Origin of the sequence: Citrobacter sp. RHB35-C21 (assembly GCF_013816515.1) — a bacterium.
Lineage (GTDB): Bacteria > Pseudomonadota > Gammaproteobacteria > Enterobacterales > Enterobacteriaceae > Citrobacter > Citrobacter braakii.
On sequence record NZ_CP057147.1, the window covers coordinates 2,407,281 to 2,428,944 of the forward strand.

The window sequence follows — 21,664 nt, forward strand, 5'->3', positions numbered from 1 at the left end:
ATTCATTATTCCTGTCCGCTATTGGCGTTTACCCCGATGTTTCTCTGGCTGAAGCCAGAAGTCAGCGTCAGGAGGCTAAAAGGACATTCGCGGCTGGCAACGATCCTTCTCCTGCACGAAAAAGAGTGTGTTTTCGAACCTGCATGCTGGAGAACCCGGCAGTGGAGCACTCTACTCGCGGGACAACAACAGACGACATAGATGCAATCGATATGTCGCCCGTTAACACTCAAGGATGTTGACATTAAGCGGTGGGATTACGGGGTAAAAGAAGGGGCGCGCCAGCCCAGTTCCAGCGAGATTTTTTTAGCGCACTCTTTGACGTGAGGGACGAGTTCTTGCATGCGTGCGTCCGGCATATAGATGACCGTGCTGGCGACGGAGATGGCCGCGACCACATGGTTTCCGGCATCGTAAACCGGAGCCGCCACGCAGCGAATCGTCGGCTCATTTTCTTCAAGATCGAACGCGAAGCCTGCGTCGGCGTAGCCGCGCATTCGGGCGAGGAAGTCCGGGAGATGACATAATTCGCCATGCGCTAAAAAAAGCTGACGCCATTCGGATTCATCCGCGTCGAGTAACAGCGCTTTGCCAATGCCGGTCAGCACCAGCGGCATGCGATGCCCAATACGCGAGCGCATTTCCAGTCCCTGCTGGCCTGGAATTTTATCGATATACAGGACTTCCGCGCCTTCCCGTTGCCCCAGATGAACCGTGTCGCGGGTAAAATCCGCCAGCTGTTGCAGGAAGGGGCGCGCCAGAGGATAAAGCGGCGTATTTTCCAGTGAACGGGTGCCCAGCTCAATTAAGCGTGGGCCGAGCGCATAGCCATCGTGGTGAGTGAAGCGAAGAAAACGCTGTTGTACCAGCGCGCTGAGCAGCCGATGGGTTGTGCTTTTACTGGTTCCGGTAAACTCGCCGACGCTGCGTAAATCCCGACATCCTGACGCGACGGCATCAATAACAGCAAGACCGCGCAGTAGGGTTTGTACTCCCGTAATTTCGGTAGGTTGAGCATCCATAATTCACCCTGATACAGTGGTCATATTCATGTTTAAGATCAGTACGATAACAATAACCGATTCTGTGCGATAAAAATGTAACCGCGCCGTGATTTCGCCATCGCGGGCAGAAATTCCGTGTAACAGTGACGGATTTTCTGCCCGTTTCTGCTCATTCAGGAGTGCAACTGATTTTTACGTGCGCGTCTTGCGGCTATGGCCTTGCGTACCATTGGGCCAAACAGAGTCAGCATCGCCAATAGCAGGAGCGTGGCGGTGATGGGACGGGTATAAATGAAATCAAAACTCCCGTTGGACAGCGACATCGCGCGACGGAAGTTACTTTCCGCCATCGGCCCCATGATGAGTGCCAGCACGACAGGAGATGCCGGGAAACCGCCTTTTTGCATGAAATAGCCGATCACGCCCGCGACCAGCATAATGCCGACGTCAAACATGCTGTTGTTCAGAGCATAGGTGCCGACGATACACAGTGCGAGGATCAGCGGAGTCAGGACGCTCTTGGGAATGTTGATCATTTTGGCGATGAAACGAACGGAAACCAGGCCAAGAATAAGCAGCATCAGATAGCAAAACAGCATTCCGACAAACAGCATATAGACCGTGTCGCTATGTTCGGTAAATAGTCGAGGCCCAGGCTGCATTCCCTGTAGCGTCAGCGCGCCCAGCATTACCGCCGTCGTGGCGTCACCAGGAATTCCCAGCGTCAGCATAGGCAACAGCGCGCCGCCCGTGCAGCCATTAGCGCCTGCTTCACAGGCCGAAACCGCTTTGAGTTCACCCTTGCCAAACTGATCTTCCGGCCTGGCAAAGCGCTTCGCTTCATTGTAAGAAACGAAAGCGGCAATATCCGCCCCTGCGCCGGGAATCATGCCAATAAACACGCCCAGACCGGAGGAGCGCAGCAGTGTGACAATCAGACGTTTGAACGTAGACCACGGCGGAATGATTCGACCAATAGCGTACTGCACCGTCTTGCTCACTACCTCCTCTTTTTCCAGCGACTTAAGCACTTCTGCAGTGGCGAACAGGCCAATCATCACCGGGATAAAAGGCACGTTCATCAGCTCGACAAAACCGCCGGTGAAACGCGGAAATCCGCCCATCGGATCGAGGCCAATGGTCGCGACCAGCAAACCACCAACGCCAGCGATCAGCCCCTTAATCAGCGATTCACCGGAAATACTGGCAATAATACTTAAGCCGAAAACGGCCAGCGCAAACGTCTCTGCGGCGCTGAATTTTAGCGCTACCTCGGCCAGAATCGGCGAGAGGAACATCAGCACGATTATGCTGAGGGTGCCGCCGAAAAATGAGGAGAAAGTCGCCGTGCCCAGCGCCACACCGGCCTGACCTTTTTTCGTCAGTTCATAGCCGTCTATCGCCGTTGCCGCGGCGGCTGGCGTGCCGGGGATCCGGAGCAGAATGGCAATAATCGAACCACCATAAACGCCACCAAAAAAGACGCCGGAGATAATCAGTAAGCCAGAAATCGGATCCATGCCGTAGGTAAAAGGCAGCATTACGGCAACGCTCATGGTGACAGTCAGGCCCGGTAACGCGCCCACCAGGATGCCAAGCCAGACGCCAATCATTGAAAATAAAATGGCTTCCGGGTGGGCCAGCAAGCTATTTACGCCGCCGAGAATAAGATCAAATTGGGACATAATTACTCCAGAGTCAGCGATTCCAGGAGGCTGCTTTCCGGCAGCGGAACGTTCAGCGCCAGCGAAAAGAGGATATACAGCGTAATGGAGAGCACGATGGCCAGCAGCCCATTAACCCACCAGCGTTGGATACCGGAGATTTTCATAATCAGCATCATAAAAAGTACCGTTGCGACCAGGTAGCCAAAAAGCTGCATGGCGTAGAGGTATGCCACGCAGGTGACGACGGTACAAAACGGCCCCGTCCAGCGTCCAAACCCCTGAGTGGGGCGAGAGGGTAGAACCATCAGCTGGCGTAGCGTGGTACCAGAGAACTGACCAGCAATTAAGATCAACGAGAGAATAATCAGCAACCAGCTATAAACCGAAGGAAATGCGCCCGCCCCGATATCCGTAGAAATGGACGTTGCAGGAAAGCTTTTGGCAATCGCCAGCACCACTACGGCGATCAGACACAGCAGCAGAGCGACCAAAATGTAGCATTGTCGTTCTGCCGTAGACGCTGGCGGCGTTGTCGGAGTTAACGGATTTTCAACCATAAACGACTCCCATGAGGACTATCCGGCCAGAGGAGGCTGGCCGGACGTCACCGTTATTTTTGACCGAGGCCCAGTTTTTCGATGGTGACGGAGAAATCGCGCTGCTGCTCTTCAAGCAATGCCTGGAATTCAGCACGATCGAGCCAGACATAGTTGAGGCGCATTTTGGCTAACGCTTCCTTGAAAGAGGGTTCATCGGCAGTGGCGGCGATAGCGGTGGTCAGAAAATCGATCACGTTTTGCGGGGTTTTGCTGGAGATAACCAGCCCACGCCATGCGCCGATCGACAGATCGATGTTTTTTTCCTGAAGCGTGGGGACGTCAGGCATGTTGGCGTCACGTTGAGTGCTCATTACGGCCAGTGTTTTCAGCTTGCCATCCTCAACCTGGTTGAGGACTTCCGCAGTGCTCACCGTAACGGCTTCAATGTGCCCGCCTAAAAGCGCGGTGACGGCTGGCGTCGCGCCATCGAAAGGAACGTGGTTGAAGGTCACGCCGGTTTTATCTTCCAGCGACGCGGCTGCCAGATGCCAGATTGCGCCCGTTCCTGAGTTGCCTACCCTGACCTGGCCCGGATTCTCTTTCGCCCAGGCGAGGAACTCTTCCAGCGTATTCCATGGTGCGTCGATTTTAACGGTCACGGCGCTGGGTTCCATATTGAACAGACCCAGTGGAGTAAAGTCCTCCGTTTTGAACTTCACCATTCCCAGAGAGGGCAGGATAGTCAGTTCGGCGGTGCCCATCGCCAGCTTGTAGCCGTTAGGGCGCGATGCGGCAAGCTCGCTAAAACCAATTGCGCCGCCTCCGCCAGGCTTATTAATGACGCCAACGCCGACCGGAAAGTGCGGTTTAGAGGCTTCAGCAAATGCGCGCGCCACCAGATCGGTGCCGCCGCCAGCGGCGAAGGGGACGATCAGCTCTATCTGGCGCGTAGGATAATCCGCCGCCTGAGTCGGGCTTGCCAGCAGTAATGAACTGGCGGCTAACAGCGAGGTTAATAATCCAGAGGTAAATTTTTGAATTTTCATAGTCAACTCCGTTTGGTTCTTTTTATGTATTAAGGGGCGAGGACGTTCTCCAGGCGGTCACGAAGTCAGCGGCGCGACTGGCCACTTGCTCTGCTGTCATACCTGGTTGGTAAAGCGCGCCGCCAAGGCCGAATCCACTGGCTCCGGCGGCGCGATAGTCGAATATTGCCTGCGGCGTGATTCCACCAACGGGCAGCAGCGGGGTCGTCGCGGGGATCACGGCGCGCCACGCTTTCACCACGACGGGAGGGATCGCTTCAGCGGGAAACTGTTTCACCGCATCCGCTCCCTTCGCCAGCGCGCTGAAAGCCTCGCCTGGCGTCGCCGCCCCGGGGAGGCTTATCAATCCCGCGCGCTTTGTCTCTTCAATTAATACCGGATCGGTATGGGGAGAGATAATCAGCTGGCCGCCGCTTTGCGCCACGTCATGCAGCTGAGGCACGGTCATCACCGTTCCAGCGCCCACCCAACAGTCCGAAGGTAAAATACGACGCAGACGTGAAATACTCAGCAAGGGTTCAGGCGAATTAAGCGGGACTTCGATGATGCGGAATCCCTGTTCATACAGGGCGGCTCCGACGGCTTCAACCTGTTCGGGCGGTATACCGCGTAGAATGGCAATCAGACCGGTTTGACGTAGCGTGGTGATAAAATCCATAGTCAGTTCCTGGTGTTGGTCGAGAAAAAGGTCAACGGGAAATCAGGCCACAAGACTGGCGTAACGTGCTACCTGCCACATTCCCTGTTCCGCCGCACCGGGAGCGATATACACCGGATTGCGGCATTCAAAAATCGCCATGGCGCGCTGGTAGCGCTGACACAACGGCTGCGAACCAATTAAGGTGATGTCGGTCTCGGCGGAGATCCCATCCAGCGCGATGGCAAGCTCATTGCCCAGCAGGAGACCCGAGAGATAGTCCGGCTGTTGTTGCGGCGATAGCTGCTGACAAAGGAGCCGGGTGCGCACCGAAAAGAGAGAGCCGAGCAAATTGCCTGGCTGCTGGCGGGCGACGCGGATGCCTTCAGCAAAAGCCTGCCAGTCAGGAGCTTCAGGGGGCTGCATCGTCAGCCCCAGTATCGAATAGTGGCGCAGCACATCGTAAAGTTCCCCCGACATAAACGTACGCAGGCGGTCAATTTTCTCCTGCGTGACGCTCACCCATTTTGAATGTGTACCGGGCAGGGCAATCAGCGATTCTCTGCCGCTGGCCTGAACATCACGCAGGCGTTCATCACCCGCGATTGCGCCGAACACCTGGGTTTCTTCTCCACGCATCACTTCCGGCAAAAGGTTCGTTTGCTGAACGCCTGGAATGATATAGAAGCAGCGCTGGTCATCGACATCGACGCGGGTTAACTGCTCCGCCAACTGACGAGCATCGCAGGGCGCAGGCAAATAGGGCGCGGGCTGCCAGCCCTGGGCGCTGCCAATCATGCCGCTGGCAATAACCGGACAGGCGGGATCGGCTGCCAGCCAGTCTGCGCAGGCCAGGTCGAAGGCCAGACGAAAGCTCATCAGCCGATTGGGCGCGTCGGGTAATTTCATGATGCCGTGGGGAAGTTCCCGCCGTGCAGTCACGGTACCGTTTGCGGCTAAGCGGTAGGCGCGTAGCGCGCTGGTTCCCCAATCCAGGGCGATCAATGCAGTCATATCAGGATCCTTTTGCATGCGTAGAGACGAAGGGATAAATCAGAGAGGTTCGATGTGCCACCCAGCCCAGCTCTGCGGAAATGTCCTCAGCGTAACGTTTTACGATGCCGCTGAGCTCCTGCATGCGTTCATCCGGCATGTAGGGGGCGATGCTGGCGACGGAAATAGCGGCGACAACATGATTTCCGGCATCCCGAATCGGTGCCGCCACGCAGCGGATGGCGAGTTCGTTTTCTTCCAGATCCAGGGTGTAACCGCGCTCAGCGTAATGGTGCATGCTGCGAATAAAGGAACCGGCGTCCGCGCCGGGATTATGCAGTCGATAAAAGTGCTGCCATTCCGCCATCGTCGCGCCGAGCATCAGCGCTTTGCCAATGCCAGTCGAAAACAGCGGCATACGGTGCCCAACGCGCGAGCGCATCTCCAGCCCGCGGGTACCGGGAATTTTATCGATATACAACACGTCGCCTTGCTCGCGAATGCCGAGATGGACGGTGTCCTGAGTGAGCTGAGCCAGCGCTTCGAGCAGCGGGCGGGCAGCGATGCGTAGCGGATAACCAGCAAGCGATGCGCCGCCCAGCTCAATCAGCCTTGGCCCGAGAAAATAGCCCCGGCTGGAAATTTGTCGCAAATATCGTTGAGCGACCAGGGCGCTGATCAGACGATGCGTTGTACTGCGCGGTGCGGAAATGTGCTGACTGATTGCGCGTAAATCATGATGTCCTGCGGCAACCGCTTCGATGGCAGCCAGTCCGCGCAGTAACGTTTGTACACCGTTCACAGTCGAAGGAGAGGAGGTCATGATAATTTCCGCCAGGTCGCTTATTTGATGGCGGTATATTTCCATAGTCAATTAACTGGAAATATGAATTCGCTCACACAATACCACATTATAAACTCGTGTTTCATATATAGGGATTATTAGGGTGAATAAAGCGATAGTAATCACAATTGAGGTTCAGGGTGAAATATATATTTTGGACTGTCGGTGATGCGTATTGAGTAGCTTCTCGTTCAGGCGAATGGCTGATTATTAATGGGCATCGCGCGCCGCATTAACTTCATCGTGAATTCACACCATAAGGGAAAAATTATGTCAGGATTTAATTTCGTTAATCCGGTTAATTTCTATTTTGGCCAGGGGAAACTGGCACAGGCGGGAACAATTACCGCGCAATACGGCAAAAAGGCGCTGATCATTGCTTCAGATAGTGCGAAGCCCACGGGGCAGTTGGCGGCGTTGGTTGATGTTTTGACGCAGGCGGGCGTGACGTCCGTCTGTTTTGACCGTTTCATGCAGAACCCGCTTTCAACCCTTGTCGATGAAGGGGCTGCGTTCGCCCGTGAACAGCAATGCGATGTGATTGTCGGCATTGGCGGGGGAAGCGCGATGGATATGGCAAAAGGCATTGCCTTTATGGCCTGTAATAGCGGAGGAATTTGGGACTATGTATTTGGACAAACTCCGGCTGATTCGGCGCTACCGGTAGTGTTAATTCCTACTACCGCAGGCACGGGCAGCGAAGCGAATAAAACGGCGGTATTTACGAATCCACAAACCAATGACAAAAAAGGGCTGGTGAATCCGCTGATTTATCCGAAGGCGGCAATTATTGATCCTTTATTAATGCTGACGTTACCCCGGCGCGTTATTGCCGGTCCGGGAGCAGATGTCCTGTTTCATTCGTTGGAGTCATTTATTTCGAAAAATGCCCATCCGATGAGTGAAATGCTTTCATTACAGGCGCTTGAGCTGATTGGCAAATATTTACCGCAGGTTTATGACGATGCCACCAATATTGAGGCGTGGGAAAAAGTCTCTTTTGCCAGTTCGCTGGCGGGTATGGCGATTGATTGTGCCGGGACGACATTGCCCCATGCGTTGCAGCACCCGATGGGCGGGTTGCTTGATGTCGTACATGCTGAAGGCATTGCCGCCATTTACATGGCCTTTATGGAATTCACCTGGCAAAGCGCGCCGCAAAAATTCGCCGCTATCGCCAAAGCGCTTGGCGTGAATACCCTCAATATGACCGAAGAAGAAGCGGCGAGAAGCAGTATTGATGCGGTGCGTGCGCTGCTGGGCTACGTCAATATGCTGCCGTCGCTCAGCTCTCTGGGCGTTAAAGAGGAACATTTCGACTGGTTTATTGGCAATGCCACTACCACGATGCGCGTTGTGCTTGCGAATAATCCCCGCGTGCCTGATGCCGATGAGATTCGCGCCATTTATCAGCAAAGCCTCTAAACCCACGCCACCGCCTCAGGAGCAAGCTTATGATTATTATCATCGACAGCGGTTCAACCCAGACCCGGCTCTATTTGTTACGCGATGAGGAGATCGTTGCTGAACATCTCCTCGCTGTTGGCGTTAACTCCGGGAAGGCCCGTTCTCAGGGGGATTTCAGAGACGCCATTGCCGCAGGGATAAGTGAACTGCTGCACGCTAACCAATTGACGACTGGTGATGTGCGTTTTGCGATTGCCTCGGGAATGATCACCTCTAACCTCGGGCTGCTGGAGATACCGCATATCACCGCTCCGGTGAGCCTTGAGCAGCTTGTCTCCCGGGTGGTGAAGGTAAAAGATCCCGCAATACTGCCTCTGGATTTGGAGATCCGTTTTGTCCCTGGTATCAAAAATGCGCAGGCGGATCGTAGCTGGTCCAGCCTGCGGGATATCGACCTGATGCGCGGGGAAGAGACTCAGGCCGTGGGGCTGATGACGTCGCTTTACAGGAACCTGCCGCTGACGATGATCGAACTGGGTTCAACAACCAAGCTTATCCACATTGACGCGCAGGGAAGAATCGCCGGCAGTATTACCAGTCTGAGCGGGCAGGTTTATGCGGCGGTGAAAAAAGAGACGTTTATTGGCGCCAGTATGCTGGAAGAAGAGGATGACGATTTTTTCTCGGCGGACATCCTGCAATATGCCTGTGATAGCGTGCATCATGCGGGCCTTCTGCGCACGCTGCTGTTTACGCGTTTTATCGAGTTCTCGTTGCCGTGCACCGCAGTCGAAAGAACATTTTTTTGTCAGGCGGCGCTGGCGGCGGATGACATGAAACTTTTTGATGAGGCCGAGCGTTTAGGCTTTTCTCTGCAAGGCGACATTGTGCTGACAGGCAAGCGGCAGCGCTGCGAAATGTATCGTTCTTTATGGCGCAGCCGATATGGACTTGAGAACCCGGTCCATTTTATCTGTGATAAAGACGAGATCGCCCAACTGGCGATCAAAGGGGCAGGGTATATTGCCCGTCAGATGACGTAACGCACCAGATAACAAAGCCTCGCAGGCTACGCGGGGCTTTGTGGTTTTTCACTGTTTCGTATACAGCACATAAGGACCGGATGTGTAAGAGATAACAATGATTTTATTGGGCAATTTCCTCAAGCCTGTAGGCACATCCAGGTCATCCTCAGGCCGCAGGCCATGCAGGCGCTTCGCGAGTATGTCGCGGCCTTCTGGAGGATGGTCAGTTCATCAGCCTGCTCAGCGAGTTGAAATCATTGAGACAATGGAGTTTTTCTTTCAGCTTGGCAGTGCGGCATTCGTATCAGTGAACCTAACGGGGCCTTGTTTGTTTATTATACCGTTATCGTACCCACTAAAAATGAAGATGGCAGAATGTTGTGCTCATTCATGTACTCATTTTTGACAGCGTTGTTACGAGATGAATTGAGACATTGTGAAATGAAAAATCCACGCAATTGCGTGGATTTTATAGGTTTTTGTGATTTTCATGAGATTCGATGAAACCTCATGAGACAACAAATTTTATTTAGACGTTGAACAGGAAGTTCATCACATCGCCATCTTTAACGATGTAATCTTTACCTTCTGCACGCATCTTACCGGCTTCTTTCGCGCCTTGTTCACCTTTATAGGTGATGAAATCTTCAAACGCGATGGTTTGTGCGCGGATAAAGCCTTTCTCGAAGTCAGTATGAATTTTACCCGCCGCCTGCGGAGCCGTTGCGCCAACAGGAATGGTCCATGCACGAACTTCTTTCACGCCAGCGGTGAAGTAGGTCTGCAGGTTCAGCAGTTCGTAACCAGCGCGGATTACGCGGTTCAGACCAGGTTCTTCCAGACCCATTTCAGCCATGAATTCTTCACGGTCAGCATCATCGAGTTCTGCGATGTCAGCTTCAACGGCAGCGCAAACTGCAACAACCACGGAGCCTTCAGCTGCGGCGATTTCACGCACTTTATCGAGGTATGGGTTGTTTTCAAAACCGTCTTCGTTGACGTTGGCGATATACATCGTTGGCTTCAGCGTCAGGAAGCTCAGGTATTTGATAGCCGCTTTGTCTTCATCGGTCAGCGTTTTCAACGCACGCAGCATGCCAGCGTTTTCCAGCTGTGGCAGGCATTTTTCCAGTGCAGCCAGTTCCGCTTTAGCGTCTTTATCGCCGCCTTTAGCCTTCTTCTGTACGCGATGGATAGCGCGCTCACAGGTATCCAGGTCAGACAGCGCCAGTTCGGTATTGATAACCTCAATGTCGTCAGCCGGATCCACTTTGTTATTAACGTGGATGATGTTGTCGTTTTCAAAGCAGCGAACCACGTGGCCGATAGCTTCGGTTTCACGGATGTTAGTCAGGAACTGGTTACCCAGACCTTCGCCTTTGGACGCGCCTTTTACCAGACCGGCAATGTCGACGAATTCCATCGTTGTTGGCAGGATACGCTGCGGTTTGACGATTTCGGCCAACTGATCCAGACGCGGATCGGGCATCGGGACAACACCTGTGTTCGGCTCGATAGTACAGAACGGGAAGTTTGCCGCTTCAATACCCGCTTTTGTGAGCGCGTTGAACAGGGTGGATTTGCCTACGTTTGGCAAACCGACGATACCGCATTTGAATCCCATGTTTAAATCACCTTAATCTTTTGATATTCAACCTGTTATGGAAAACAGATTGTAGAAAAGTAAATAACTCTGCCTATTATACACAGCACGCGAGAAAAATGCCGCACATCCCTGCTTATTGCGCTTTAAAGGTGTGTAACCGGCTCGTTGCCTTGGTCAGGCCATCTTTGAATAAAATCTCGGTACAACGTGCCGCTTCGTCAATTGCTTCATCAATTAACTTCTGTTCTGAAACAGGCGGTTTGCCTAAAACAAATCCGACAACTTTGTTTTTATCACCCGGATGACCAATTCCCACGCGTAAACGATGAAAGTTGGGGTTATTGCCCAACTTGCTGATGATGTCTTTCAGGCCATTATGTCCGCCATGACCGCCACCGAGCTTAAATTTTGCCACGCCAGGCGGCAGGTCTAATTCGTCGTGCGCGACCAAAATTTCATCGGGGTTGATACGATAAAAACTGGCCATCGCACCCACGGCCTTGCCGCTGAGATTCATAAATGTGGTCGGTACCAGCAAACGGACATCTTCCCCTTCGAGCGTTACTCTGGAGGTGTAGCCGAAGAATTTCGGCTCATCACGCAGGGGCGCGCGTAATCTCTCTGCCAGTAAATCGACATACCATGCGCCTGCGTTGTGTCGCGTTGCCGCATACTCTGCGCCGGGGTTCGCCAGGCCGACAATCAATTTAATCGTCACGTGTTTTGTCCTGAGTGTTTCCATAAACGACGTGTAGTTTACTGTCTGATGCTGCTCTTGACAAAAAACTGCGTTCTAATCGCCAAAAACTGAATAATTGCACAAATGGACTATTAGAAATTGAGTATGTTCAGTAGCTTATTTGTAAAGTTTTGTTGCGCGAGTGTTTGTAATTGTGATCGCTCCCGCACTTGCGAACGGCAGTGTTGTCTATACTTTACACATAAGGATTAGGGGTATTCCCTGTAGCAACCCAAAGTTCCGGAGGTGACACATGAAACGCAAAAACGCTTCGTTACTCGGTAACGTGCTCATGGCTTTAGGGTTGGTGGTGATGGTGGGGGGGGTTGGTTACTCTATTTTAAACCAATTGCCGCAATTTAATCTGCCACAGTTTTTCGCACATGGTGCCGTGCTCAGTATTTTTGTAGGTGGTGTTCTGTGGTTGGCGGGAGCCAGAGTGGGCGGGCACGAGCAAATCAGTGACCGTTACTGGTGGGTACGCCATTATGACAAACGCTGTCGTCGCGGTGATACCACTCATCGTCATAACTAAATCGTTTCCCGGCAGAGAGGGCTGCGGTTTGAATACAAAGTCCTGGTTGAAAAACCAGGACTTTGCTTGTTCATTATCCTTGCATAGAACGCACTTTTATATTCGCTATGGAATATAAGAAACGTTATTCGAATAACCGATAATGTAACGTTTTAACCGCGCTATCCGCGTCTTCAGCGGGCAACAGGAAACACAGGTTGTCATTTGACGCGCCGTGGCAAATCATTCGCACCGTTTGCCCTTCAAGCCAGGCAAAAACGTCTTTGCAAACTCCCGCCGCCTGAGTCAGCCGATTCCCCACCAAAGTCACTAATGCCAGTCCGGTTTCCACTTCCACACGACAGTGGGAGGACAATGCGGTAAACAATGCGCTGGTCAGTATATGATCTTCACCTGAGGTTGCGTGAGTCGCGTCCAGCGCCAGCGCAATACTGTTCTCTGAGGTTGTAACCAAATCCACCGTGACCGCGTGGCGAGCTAAAATGGCGAAGGACTGCGCCAGGAAAGAACCGGACGGTTGTGTCTCCAGACTATGTAATCGCAACAGCGTCTGTTTACGGCGCACGGCAAGCGCACGATAGCGAGGTGGGTTGTCGGTGGTGTTATGCACCAGCGTACCACCGGCAGCAGTATCCTTACTTGAGCCAACAAACACCGGAATGCTTTTGCGCATTGCCGGAAGCAGCGTAGCCGGGTGGAGGACCTTCGCACCGAAGGCGGCCATATCGCTGGCCTCGGAAAATGAGATGTGGTCAATCCGTTTGGCCCGCGGCGCAATGCGCGGATCGGTGGTGTAGATCCCTGCGACATCGGTCCAGATGTCCACGCGTGCGGCGTGAAGCGCCTCACCGAGAAGCGTCGCCGTGTAATCACTACCACCGCGTCCCAGTGTAGTGGTATGCCCTGCGGCATCCCGGCCGATAAACCCCTGGGTCACCATAATCGCTTGCTCAAGACGAGGGCGCAGGTGAGTCTCCACCAGGTGGTGCAGGGTACTGAGTTCGGGTTCGGCGCAGCCGAAACTGGAGTTGGTACGTATCACGCTGCGGGCGTCAAACCACCCGGCCTCGGCATGCCGTTCACGTAAGACTTCAGTAAACAGTAAAGAGGACATCAGCTCGCCGTGACTGACCAATTCATCGCTTAGCGCATCAGACGGTGAAACGGTCGCCGTTTGTGCAAGATGGCGGATGTTGTTGAGAAGATTATCGATTTCCGTGCTGATAACGGACGGCTGCTTCAGGCGGGAAATAATGTTGTATTGGATGGCGCGTAAGGTCTCAAGCTTATCTAATTGTTGATGCGTTTCCAGACCTTCAGAAAGCTCGACCAGTAAGTTTGTAACGCCTGCTGAAGCAGACAGCACGACTAAACGGACATCTTGATCAGCAAGGACAATGCTGGCGCTTCGGTTCATCGCATCAAAATCAGCGACGCTGGTGCCGCCAAATTTGGCAACGACGGATGGTGGATAAATGCGAGTCATAACAATCTCATATCAGGGCGCCATAAAAGTATGGCTAGAAAATTTTCATTCTCGGCATAAGGGGAAACGGTGTTCGCCTTACGAAATGTCCGCCCGCGAACATTTCTGCTGACAACCCAGGGAATTCCTGTTGTCGAAAACGCGTGTCGCCTGTACGCGTTACCGGGTGCTGCGCATTAATTTTATTTACATAGCCTGCAAATAAGCGCGCCATACTAAGTGATTTATATTTAGGGATCGACTTTTTTATTCGATTTATCGACAAATAAGTGAAAAATCATGTCGTAACAAGAAAACGCGTACATTATTAATGGTAAAAACGTGTAAAAAAATAATAAAAACATGAAAATTCCATGGTTTTTATAACATCGTATGCGTTGCAATTGGCTACGGTAATTGTTAATTAAATAGATATATTTCTTTAGGATTTCGTAATGAAGGGTGGCTGTTACACTTTGAATTATAAAGAAAAAACACCTGCTAAATGTGTTGAAAAATAAATGATTGAGTCCAGGGCTAAAACAACATATATTAGCCGCGCTTTTTTACAGGTAACCCTTATAACCATTTATTCAATCAGGCGTTAATCTACACCTGGTTGTAGGAGTGATATGATGACGGATAAAGTCCGTATTGATACTTTAAGTGCTAATTCATTACCACAGAGCAATGATACCTTTTTAGCAAGACAGGCTGAGTTTGAATCTAATGTCCGCAGCTATCCACGTAAACTGCCATTAGCGATTGCTAAAGCGCAGGGCGTCTGGATTACTGACGTAGAAAATAATCAATATCTTGATTGCCTGGCAGGTGCCGGAACCCTGGCGCTTGGTCATAATCATCCTGAAGTGCTGCAGAGCATTCAAAGTGTCATCACAAGCGGCTTACCGTTACATACGCTTGACCTTACCACACCGTTAAAAGATGAATTCTCATCGTATTTACTTTCTTTATTACCGGGCCAGGGCAAAGAGTATTGCCTGCAGTTCACCGGGCCGTCCGGTGCCGATGCCGTTGAAGCGGCGCTGAAGCTGGCGAAGAAAGTTACCGGCCGTTCCAGCATCATCAGCTTCTCCGGTGGCTACCACGGGATGACCCACGGCGCGCTGTCCGTGACCGGCAACTTGTCGCCGAAAGAAGCCGTCAGCAACATGATGGCGGAAGTGCAGTTTATGCCGTATCCGCATCAGTACCGTTGCCCGCTGGGTATCGGCGGCGACGCTGGCGTCAAAGCATTGACCTACTACTTCGAAAACCTGATCAACGACGTTGAGAGCGGCGTGCGTAAACCGGCTGCCGTGATCCTCGAAGCGGTGCAGGGCGAAGGCGGGGTAAACCCGGCTCCGATCGAGTGGCTGCAGCGTATTCGTAAAGTGACCCAGGAACATGGCATTCTGCTGATTATCGATGAAGTTCAGGCTGGCTTCGCGCGCACGGGTAAACTGTTCGCCTTCGAACACGCCGGTATTGAGCCGGATATCATCGTGATGTCCAAAGCGGTTGGCGGCGGTCTGCCACTGGCGGTACTGGGCATTAAAAAGCAGTTCGATGCGTGGGCTCCGGGCCATCACACTGGCACCTTCCGCGGCAACCAACTGGCGATGGCGACCGGTCTGACAACGCTGAAAATCCTCAAAGACGACAAGATTGCCGATAAAGTTGCTGCGCAGGGCGAGTGGCTGAAAGGCAAACTGACTGACCTGCAGAAACGTTACCCGGTTATCGGCCAGGTACGTGGTCTGGGCCTGATGATTGGTCTGGAAATCGTTAAGCCGAACGAAGCGCAGGATCACATGGGCTGCTACCCGGCCGATGGCGAGCTTTCCGCGCTGCTGCAGAAAAAATGTTTCGAAAACGGCCTGATTCTGGAGCGTGGCGGCCGTAACGGTTGCGTACTGCGTCTGCTGCCGTCTCTGTTGATCACCAACGCAGAGCTGGAGATTTTCCTCGATAAATTCGAAAATGCCCTGCTGGGCGCTGGCGTGAAGCCGGTTTAAACGGAGTTGGATCGAATGTCAGACGTAAATCCGATTCTGTCCGGCTCGGCACAAAGCATTGCTGCCTACCAGGACGCTATCGAGCAGAGTACGCAAGCGGTCGTTGAATGGTTGAAGCAACCTGAGATGTATCAGGGCAAAACCGTTGAGCAACTGCGCGAACGTATCAACCTGAATTTTACGTCTCAGGGCCTGGGCAACCAGGCCGCTATTGAGCGTGCGGTTGAATACTTTCTGAAAGACAGCTTGTTGGTTCACCATGCGCAGTGCGTGGCGCACCTGCACTGCCCGAGCCTGGTGATTAGCCAGGCGGCAGAAGTGTTGATCAACGCCACCAACCAGAGTATGGACTCCTGGGATCAGAGCCCGTCGGCGACTATCATTGAGATCAAACTGATCGAATGGTTGCGTGAGCAGGTGGGCTATGCGGCAGGCGACGCGGGCGTGTTCACCAGCGGCGGCACCCAGAGCAACCTGATGGGCTTGATGCTGGCGCGCGACGCCTTCTTTGCCCGCCAGGGGCATTCCATTCAGCAGAATGGTCTGACCGGCGACCTGAGCAAAATCAAAGTATTTTGCTCTGAAAGCGCGCACTTCTCTGTGCAGAAGAACATGGCGCTGATGGGGCTGGGTTACCGTTCCGTCACCCAGGTGAAGACCGATGCGTTCTCACGCATGGATCTGGCTGACCTGAAAGACAAGCTGGCCCAGGCGAAAGCCAACGGCGAACAGGTGATGGCGATTGTCGCCACTGCGGGTACTACCGATGCGGGTGCAATCGATCCATTAGCGGACATTGCGGCGCTGGCGGCAGAACACCAGATCTGGATGCATGTGGATGCAGCATGGGGCGGGGCGTTACTGCTTTCTGAGCAGTATCGTCACTTCCTGAACGGCCTTGAACTGGCGGATTCCGTGACGCTGGACTTCCACAAACAGTTCTTCCAGACCATCAGCTGCGGCGCGTTCCTGCTGAAAGACGCGCGTCATTACGAGCTGATGCGTTACCAGGCGGCGTACCTGAACTCTGATTTTGATGAAGAGGCGGGCGTACCGAATCTGGTGTCGAAATCGCTGCAGACCACGCGCCGTTTTGACGCGCTGAAGCTGTGGATGGGTCTCGAAGCGCTGGGCAAAAAGCAGTATGCCGAAATCATTGATAACGGCGTAACGCTGGCGCGTGATGTGGCTGCGTTTGTGAAAACTCAGCCACATCTGGAACTGGTGATGGAGCCGCAGCTGGCAAGCGTGCTGTTCCGTTTCCGTCCGCACAGTGAGGACATGGCGTTCGTTGCGCTGTTGAACCAGCGTATTGGCGACGTTCTGCTGGCTTCTGGTAGCGCCAACGTTGGCGTGACCGAAGCGGATGGCGTAACCTGCCTGAAGCTGACGCTGCTGAACCCAACGGTGTGTCTGGAGGATGTCAAAGTCCTGCTGGCAAGCGTGAAAGCGACAGCTGAGCAACTGCTGAACGCGTAAGCAATAAGCTGATTATAAAAATGGCTCCCACACACGGGAGCCATTTTTTTGCCTGTCATTTGTAGTCCGGCGGCGCTTCGCCTGGCTGGGCTACACGTCAGCTGATATCTGCCAGCGCGGCGTCTTTATTCGGGAAGAACGTCAGGCGTCCGGCAACCGGCTGAATGCCCGCGCGCGCCATGGTACGTAACGGCTGGAATTCCAGATTACTGATCCGCAGTTCACACCCTTCCGGGAGGCGTTTTACAAAACGCTGGAAAGCGTCCAGACCACCGGCATCCAGTACCGGGACCGCGTCCCACTTCAAGACCACAATACGTTTACCTGCAATACGCGATTCGAGATCGGTAAATAATCCCTCCGCAGCGGCAAAGAAAAGTGGGCCAATAACGCGCAGCACCAGCACATCGTCAGGTACGTCTACGTTGACCGGCGCCAGACGCGTCATGCGCGCGATACGACGCATAAACAGCAGGGAGGCGAGTACGATACCGACGCTGATGGCGATCACCATGTCGAATAGCACCGTCAGCGACATACACATAAGCATGACAATGATGTCGTCTTTTGGCGCATGACGCAGCAGATCCACCACTTTATGCGCTTCACTCATGTTCCATGCCACCATCAGCAGCAGGGCGGCCATGGCGGAAAGCGGTAACCAGGAAAGCAGCGGCGCAAGCACCAGCAGGGCAAGGATCACCAGAATCGCGTGGATGACCGCTGAAATTGGTGAGGTCGCCCCGGCGCGGACGTTTGCCGCAGAACGGGCAATTGCCGCCGTGGCGGTGATACCACCGAAGAACGGTGCCACGATGTTACCCAGGCCCTGGCCAATCAGCTCACTGTTGGCTTTATGCTTGGTGCCAGTCATCCCATCAAGTACGACGGCGCACAGTAGAGATTCAATCGCCCCGAGCATCGCCATGGAGAAGGCGGCCGGTAACAGCGCCTGTAACGAACTCCAGCTCAGGGTAAAGTTTGACTCCGGCATGTCCCAAGGTAATACCAGTTGCGGCAGCAACTGCGGGATGCCATTACCCTGCGAGCCATCAGCCAGAATGTAGTGGAACTGAGAACCGATGGTGGCGACGTGGCCGCCGGTCAGGTTCACAATCCCCATTACCGCACAGCCTGCCAGCAGCGCAGGAAGGTGGCCCGGCAGTCGGATCCCCAGACGCGGCCAGAAAATCAGGATCCCCAGCGTCACCACGCCAATTGCGGCATCGCCAACGTTGAGGGTTGGCAGGGCCATAAACAGCGCGCCGACCTTTTGCAGGTAGTGCTCCGGGACATGGGCCATTTGCAGACCGAGAAAATCTTTAATCTGCATGGTACCGATGGTGATACCAATACCCGATGTAAAACCTAACGTAACGGATACCGGGATATATTCGATCAGGCGACCAAAACGGGCGAGGCCGAAAAGGATCAGGAATATCCCGGACATTAGCGTTGCGACCAGCAGGCCTGCCAGCCCAAACTGTTGCGACACCGGATACAGAATCACCACGAAGGCGGCAGTTGGGCCAGATACGCTAAAACGTGAACCCCCGGTAAGGGCGATAACAATCCCAGCCACGGCTGAGGTATACAAGCCGTACTGCGGCGCCACGCCACTGCCTATTGCCAGGGCCATCGCCAGCGGAATGGCAATGATCCCAACGGTTATCCCGGCGATCAGGTCGCGGGTAAAGCGAGAAGCGGTATATTTTTCTTTCCAACAAGCGTCGATGAGGGCGCGGAAAGGCATCACATGTGAGGAAAATAATCTGTTCACAATAATGTTTCATCCATGAGCGCATCATCTGTCAACTAAATGGCAGGTGAAGGAGGCATAAGTCATACAAATAGATGTTGCAGATAAAAAAACCCGCCGCAGCGGGTTTTTGAGCCGGGCTCGATTAATGCTCGAACATAGCAGAGATGGATTCTTCGTTGCTGATACGACGAATCGCTTCGGCCAGCATACCCGACAGGGTCAATGTACGCACGTTTGGCAGTGCTTTGATTTCGTCAGTCAGTGGAATAGTGTCACAGACAACGACTTCATCAATCACTGAATTGCGCAGGTTGTTTGCCGCATTACCTGAGAAGATCGGGTGGGTAGCGTAAGCAAATACGCGTTTTGCACCACGTTCTTTCAGTGCTTCTGCTGCTTTACACAGCGTACCGCCGGTATCGATCATATCATCAACCAGCACGCAGTCACGACCTGCAACGTCACCAATAATGTGCATCACCTGAGAAACGTTCGCGCGCGGGCGTCGTTTGTCGATGATAGCCATGTCGGTATCGTTCAGCAGTTTAGCGATAGCGCGGGCACGCACGACGCCACCGATGTCCGGAGAAACCACAATCGGGTTGTCCAGATTCAGCTGCAGCATGTCTTCTAACAGGATCGGGCTACCGAATACGTTATCAACCGGTACGTCAAAGAAGCCCTGGATCTGTTCAGCATGCAGGTCAACGGTGAGGACGCGGTCAACGCCAACGCTGGACAGGAAATCAGCGACGACTTTAGCAGTAATCGGTACACGAGCGGAACGTACGCGACGATCCTGACGTGCATAGCCGAAGTAAGGAATAACGGCGGTGATACGGCCTGCGGAAGCACGGCGCAGCGCATCAACCATAACGACCAATTCCATCAGGTTGTCGTTAGTAGGGGCACAAGTGGACTGGATGATGAAAATATCACCACCGCGTACATTTTCATTAATTTGTACGCTGACTTCGCCGTCGCTAAAGCGACCTACAGCGGCGTCGCCGAGTGAAGTGTACAGGCGGTTGGCAATACGTTGTGCTAGTTCCGGGGTGGCGTTACCAGCAAAAAGCTTCATATCAGGCACGAGAAGAACCTCAGGCATGCGTCCATTGGTGGAAAGAATCTGCCGAAAACTGTGCGGGCCAGGCAGTATCCTCTCCATGCGGTGTATTAAAGAGCGCGATGCAACGTCTGGAACAGGGTGACGTTGTCACCGCAACTCAGCTTGCCCGGCTTACTCGTCATCTTTCACGTTTCATGTGTGCTGGCATATTTCGCCATCTTCCTGAAACCCGAACGATTTAGAGTAACGCTCTGTGCAATGGGGAGAGGTTGACACCTTTCGCCACAAAGCCTTTGAGCCATTCCGGGGCTTGCTCAAGCACCTGGCGAGCACGAGACTCAGTGTCAAATTCAGCAAAGACACAAGCCCCTGTACCAGTCAGGCGCGACGGCGCGTATTCTAACAGCCAGGAAAGCGCCGCATCAACCTCGCGAAAACGTTTTCTTGCGATAACCTCGCAATCATTGCTGAATTCACATTTTAGTAACGTTTTTATTGACCTTTTTGGCGTGTTGCGCGGGAGGTCGGGATCTTTAAAAATCACCGGCGTCGGAATACTGACTCCCGGGTGGGCGACCAGATACCATTTTTCCTCTGGCTCGACTGGGGTCAGAATTTCACCTACGCCTTCAGCAAAGGCCGCATGACCGCGCGCGAATACGGGAACGTCCGCCCCCAGCGTTAAGCCGAGTCCTGCCAGTTCATCAACCGAAAGTCCGCACTGCCAAAGGTGATTCAGCGCCACCAGGACGGTAGCTGCATTAGACGAACCTCCGCCAAGACCGCCGCCCATCGGCAGGCGTTTTTCGATACTGATGTCGGCGCCGCTCCCTTTGGGAAGGCGATCGCTTTCAGACGCCGCCTTCATCAGCAAGCGCGCCGCACGGACAATGAGATTGTCTTCATGCGCAACGCCTTCCACCGGCGTTAACAGGCGGATTTCGCCGTCGCCACGCAGCGCAATACCTATCGTGTCGCCATAATCAAGAAACTGGAATAGCGTCTGCAAGGTGTGATAACCGTCCGCACGCTGCCCGGTGATGTATAAAAACAGATTCAGTTTTGCCGGAGAGGGCCAGTGGGTCATCATTTCACAATCCAGTTATCCATTTTCAGCTTAATACGCTGATCGCCGTCGGACAGTTCCATGTTTGCCGGCATCGCAGGCTTAATTTTGCTGTCGTAGGCGCTATAGACCACTTTCCAGTTTTTACCGTCTTTGCTGTAGTTCACTTCACTCAGACGATACTGGTCGTCGAGTTTGTAATCGCTGGCGTCTCCCGGCAGGCCAAGGATCCACTGGCGCAGGCTGTTCAATGGAATAGGCATGCCGGTCAGCTTACCAATCATCTCTTCGGCGTCGTCAGCGGTGTAGTGCTTGCCTTTGTTATCGACAAGTTCGACGTTGCCCGGCTGGGCATTGAGTTCCAGTTCAGTGCTGCCCAGGGGATTGGTCAGCAGGAGACGGTAGCGATCCTGTCCGGTTTGTTGCCAGAAAAAGCGGGCATAGACTTTCTGTTGTTCGGAAATATACGCAAACGCACCGCGCGTCTGATATTGGTTCAGGGCGCGTACTTCCTGCTGGTGCTGGCGCCATTGTGGAGAGTCAGGGCTTTTGCCGGGACCTTTCGGCGCATTGAGCGTACAGGCGGTAAGAGCCAGGGCCGCGAGCGGCAGCAGGCGAATCAGGCGAAAATCAGGCAGGGTCATAATGATGACAAATCCTTGAGATACGTTGCAGTTATAACTCTTAATGCTAGCGCCGCCATCATACATCGTCTACGTTCAAGTTATCTTAAATCGCTCAAATTTGTGCACTAAGCTATTAC

19 protein-coding genes and 1 pseudogene are annotated in these 21,664 nt (G+C 53.4%); 6 read left to right on the top strand and 14 right to left on the bottom strand.

Annotation, left to right across the window (positions count from 1 at the left end; translation table 11 throughout):
• Nucleotides 1–11: 11 nt before the first annotated feature.
• Nucleotides 12–122 (top strand): annotated as a pseudogene (locus HVZ39_RS26620) (Arm DNA-binding domain-containing protein); the annotation flags it as partial.
• A gap of 135 nt (nt 123–257) precedes the next feature.
• Here HVZ39_RS26620 and HVZ39_RS11780 read toward each other — a convergent pair.
• From HVZ39_RS11780 to HVZ39_RS11810, 7 genes are all read right to left on the bottom strand, one after another.
• Nucleotides 258–1,022, bottom strand: coding sequence for an IclR family transcriptional regulator (locus HVZ39_RS11780; RefSeq protein WP_047389881.1), 765 nt, complete (start codon nt 1,020–1,022; stop codon nt 258–260).
• Nucleotides 1,023–1,177: 155 nt separating this feature from the next.
• Nucleotides 1,178–2,689 carry a tripartite tricarboxylate transporter permease gene (locus HVZ39_RS11785; protein WP_181633634.1) on the bottom strand — a complete coding sequence of 504 codons (1,512 nt, stop codon included), beginning with the start codon at nt 2,687–2,689 and terminating at the stop codon, nt 1,178–1,180.
• Between the two features lie 2 nt (nt 2,690–2,691).
• A complete protein-coding gene (locus HVZ39_RS11790; protein WP_181633635.1) occupies nt 2,692–3,228 on the bottom strand; it encodes a tripartite tricarboxylate transporter TctB family protein in 537 nt (178 codons plus the stop codon).
• 53 nt (nt 3,229–3,281) lie between these two features.
• Nucleotides 3,282–4,256, bottom strand: a complete 975-nt coding sequence (locus tag HVZ39_RS11795; protein ID WP_016153309.1) for a tripartite tricarboxylate transporter substrate binding protein — start codon at nt 4,254–4,256, stop codon at nt 3,282–3,284.
• Nucleotides 4,257–4,278: 22 nt separating this feature from the next.
• Entirely contained in the window at nt 4,279–4,914 is a 636-nt protein-coding gene (locus tag HVZ39_RS11800) for a 2-dehydro-3-deoxy-6-phosphogalactonate aldolase (protein ID WP_181633636.1), read from the bottom strand.
• 42 nt (nt 4,915–4,956) lie between these two features.
• Complete coding sequence (locus tag HVZ39_RS11805) at nt 4,957–5,907, bottom strand: 2-dehydro-3-deoxygalactonokinase (RefSeq protein WP_181633637.1); 951 nt, start codon at nt 5,905–5,907, stop codon at nt 4,957–4,959.
• Between the two features lies 1 nt (nt 5,908).
• The gene (locus tag HVZ39_RS11810) at nt 5,909–6,709 is read right to left on the bottom strand and encodes an IclR family transcriptional regulator (protein WP_016153306.1); all 801 of its coding nucleotides are present in this window, start codon (nt 6,707–6,709) and stop codon (nt 5,909–5,911) included.
• Between the two features lie 291 nt (nt 6,710–7,000).
• On the opposite strand from HVZ39_RS11810, the gene HVZ39_RS11815 reads away from it, so the two are divergent.
• Nucleotides 7,001–8,155: an iron-containing alcohol dehydrogenase gene (locus HVZ39_RS11815; RefSeq protein ID WP_181633638.1), complete on the top strand. Its 1,155-nt coding sequence runs from the start codon at nt 7,001–7,003 to the stop codon at nt 8,153–8,155.
• A 29-nt stretch (nt 8,156–8,184) separates the two neighbouring features.
• Complete coding sequence (locus HVZ39_RS11820; RefSeq protein ID WP_181633639.1) at nt 8,185–9,180, top strand: 2-dehydro-3-deoxygalactonokinase; 996 nt, start codon at nt 8,185–8,187, stop codon at nt 9,178–9,180.
• A gap of 511 nt (nt 9,181–9,691) precedes the next feature.
• On the opposite strand, the gene ychF is transcribed toward HVZ39_RS11820, so the two are convergent.
• Both ychF and pth read right to left on the bottom strand, forming a co-directional pair.
• Complete coding sequence (ychF, locus tag HVZ39_RS11825; RefSeq protein ID WP_016153303.1) at nt 9,692–10,786, bottom strand: redox-regulated ATPase YchF; 1,095 nt, start codon at nt 10,784–10,786, stop codon at nt 9,692–9,694.
• Nucleotides 10,787–10,901: 115 nt separating this feature from the next.
• Nucleotides 10,902–11,486, bottom strand: coding sequence for an aminoacyl-tRNA hydrolase (gene pth / locus HVZ39_RS11830; RefSeq protein WP_016153302.1), 585 nt, complete (start codon nt 11,484–11,486; stop codon nt 10,902–10,904).
• Nucleotides 11,487–11,760: 274 nt separating this feature from the next.
• Between pth and ychH the strand changes: the two genes are divergently transcribed.
• A complete protein-coding gene (ychH, locus tag HVZ39_RS11835; RefSeq protein WP_016153301.1) occupies nt 11,761–12,042 on the top strand; it encodes a stress-induced protein YchH in 282 nt (93 codons plus the stop codon).
• A gap of 124 nt (nt 12,043–12,166) precedes the next feature.
• On the opposite strand, the gene lysC is transcribed toward ychH, so the two are convergent.
• Complete coding sequence (gene lysC, locus HVZ39_RS11840) at nt 12,167–13,528, bottom strand: lysine-sensitive aspartokinase 3 (RefSeq protein WP_181633640.1); 1,362 nt, start codon at nt 13,526–13,528, stop codon at nt 12,167–12,169.
• A 611-nt stretch (nt 13,529–14,139) separates the two neighbouring features.
• Between lysC and HVZ39_RS11845 the strand changes: the two genes are divergently transcribed.
• Both HVZ39_RS11845 and HVZ39_RS11850 read left to right on the top strand, forming a co-directional pair.
• Entirely contained in the window at nt 14,140–15,525 is a 1,386-nt protein-coding gene (locus HVZ39_RS11845; RefSeq protein WP_019076946.1) for a diaminobutyrate--2-oxoglutarate transaminase, read from the top strand.
• A gap of 15 nt (nt 15,526–15,540) precedes the next feature.
• Nucleotides 15,541–17,004 (top strand): aspartate aminotransferase family protein, encoded by a 1,464-nt coding sequence (locus tag HVZ39_RS11850; RefSeq protein ID WP_181633641.1) that lies wholly within the window; start codon nt 15,541–15,543, stop codon nt 17,002–17,004.
• A gap of 97 nt (nt 17,005–17,101) precedes the next feature.
• Here the strand turns inward: HVZ39_RS11850 and dauA are convergent, their stop codons facing one another.
• From dauA to lolB, 4 genes are all read right to left on the bottom strand, one after another.
• On the bottom strand, nt 17,102–18,757 hold the full coding sequence (gene dauA, locus HVZ39_RS11855) for a C4-dicarboxylic acid transporter DauA (protein WP_249419351.1): 1,656 nt from the start codon (nt 18,755–18,757) through the stop codon (nt 17,102–17,104).
• 151 nt (nt 18,758–18,908) lie between these two features.
• Nucleotides 18,909–19,856, bottom strand: a complete 948-nt coding sequence (gene prs, locus HVZ39_RS11860) for a ribose-phosphate diphosphokinase (RefSeq protein WP_001518537.1) — start codon at nt 19,854–19,856, stop codon at nt 18,909–18,911.
• A 217-nt stretch (nt 19,857–20,073) separates the two neighbouring features.
• Nucleotides 20,074–20,925: a 4-(cytidine 5'-diphospho)-2-C-methyl-D-erythritol kinase gene (gene ispE, locus HVZ39_RS11865; RefSeq protein WP_181633643.1), complete on the bottom strand. Its 852-nt coding sequence runs from the start codon at nt 20,923–20,925 to the stop codon at nt 20,074–20,076.
• Nucleotides 20,922–21,545 (bottom strand): lipoprotein insertase outer membrane protein LolB, encoded by a 624-nt coding sequence (lolB, locus tag HVZ39_RS11870; RefSeq protein ID WP_103928262.1) that lies wholly within the window; start codon nt 21,543–21,545, stop codon nt 20,922–20,924. Before lolB ends, ispE begins: the two co-directional genes overlap by 4 nt.
• Nucleotides 21,546–21,664 lie beyond the last annotated feature (119 nt).

Bases quoted from the DNA above. Each gene is read 5' to 3' on its own strand.
- HVZ39_RS11780 (WP_047389881.1), bottom strand. From the start codon at position 1,022: ATGGATGCTCAACCTACCGAAATTACGGGAGTACAAACCCTACTGCGC.
- HVZ39_RS11785 (WP_181633634.1), bottom strand. From the start codon at position 2,689: ATGTCCCAATTTGATCTTATTCTCGGCGGCGTAAATAGCTTGCTGGCC.
- HVZ39_RS11790 (WP_181633635.1), bottom strand. From the start codon at position 3,228: ATGGTTGAAAATCCGTTAACTCCGACAACGCCGCCAGCGTCTACGGCA.
- HVZ39_RS11795 (WP_016153309.1), bottom strand. From the start codon at position 4,256: ATGAAAATTCAAAAATTTACCTCTGGATTATTAACCTCGCTGTTAGCC.
- HVZ39_RS11800 (WP_181633636.1), bottom strand. From the start codon at position 4,914: ATGGATTTTATCACCACGCTACGTCAAACCGGTCTGATTGCCATTCTA.
- HVZ39_RS11805 (WP_181633637.1), bottom strand. From the start codon at position 5,907: ATGACTGCATTGATCGCCCTGGATTGGGGAACCAGCGCGCTACGCGCC.
- HVZ39_RS11810 (WP_016153306.1), bottom strand. From the start codon at position 6,709: ATGACCTCCTCTCCTTCGACTGTGAACGGTGTACAAACGTTACTGCGC.
- HVZ39_RS11815 (WP_181633638.1), top strand. From the start codon at position 7,001: ATGTCAGGATTTAATTTCGTTAATCCGGTTAATTTCTATTTTGGCCAG.
- HVZ39_RS11820 (WP_181633639.1), top strand. From the start codon at position 8,185: ATGATTATTATCATCGACAGCGGTTCAACCCAGACCCGGCTCTATTTG.
- ychF (WP_016153303.1), bottom strand. From the start codon at position 10,786: ATGGGATTCAAATGCGGTATCGTCGGTTTGCCAAACGTAGGCAAATCC.
- ychH (WP_016153301.1), top strand. From the start codon at position 11,761: ATGAAACGCAAAAACGCTTCGTTACTCGGTAACGTGCTCATGGCTTTA.
- lysC (WP_181633640.1), bottom strand. From the start codon at position 13,528: ATGACTCGCATTTATCCACCATCCGTCGTTGCCAAATTTGGCGGCACC.
- HVZ39_RS11845 (WP_019076946.1), top strand. From the start codon at position 14,140: ATGATGACGGATAAAGTCCGTATTGATACTTTAAGTGCTAATTCATTA.
- HVZ39_RS11850 (WP_181633641.1), top strand. From the start codon at position 15,541: ATGTCAGACGTAAATCCGATTCTGTCCGGCTCGGCACAAAGCATTGCT.
- dauA (WP_249419351.1), bottom strand. From the start codon at position 18,757: ATGCCTTTCCGCGCCCTCATCGACGCTTGTTGGAAAGAAAAATATACC.
- ispE (WP_181633643.1), bottom strand. From the start codon at position 20,925: ATGATGACCCACTGGCCCTCTCCGGCAAAACTGAATCTGTTTTTATAC.
- lolB (WP_103928262.1), bottom strand. From the start codon at position 21,545: ATGACCCTGCCTGATTTTCGCCTGATTCGCCTGCTGCCGCTCGCGGCC.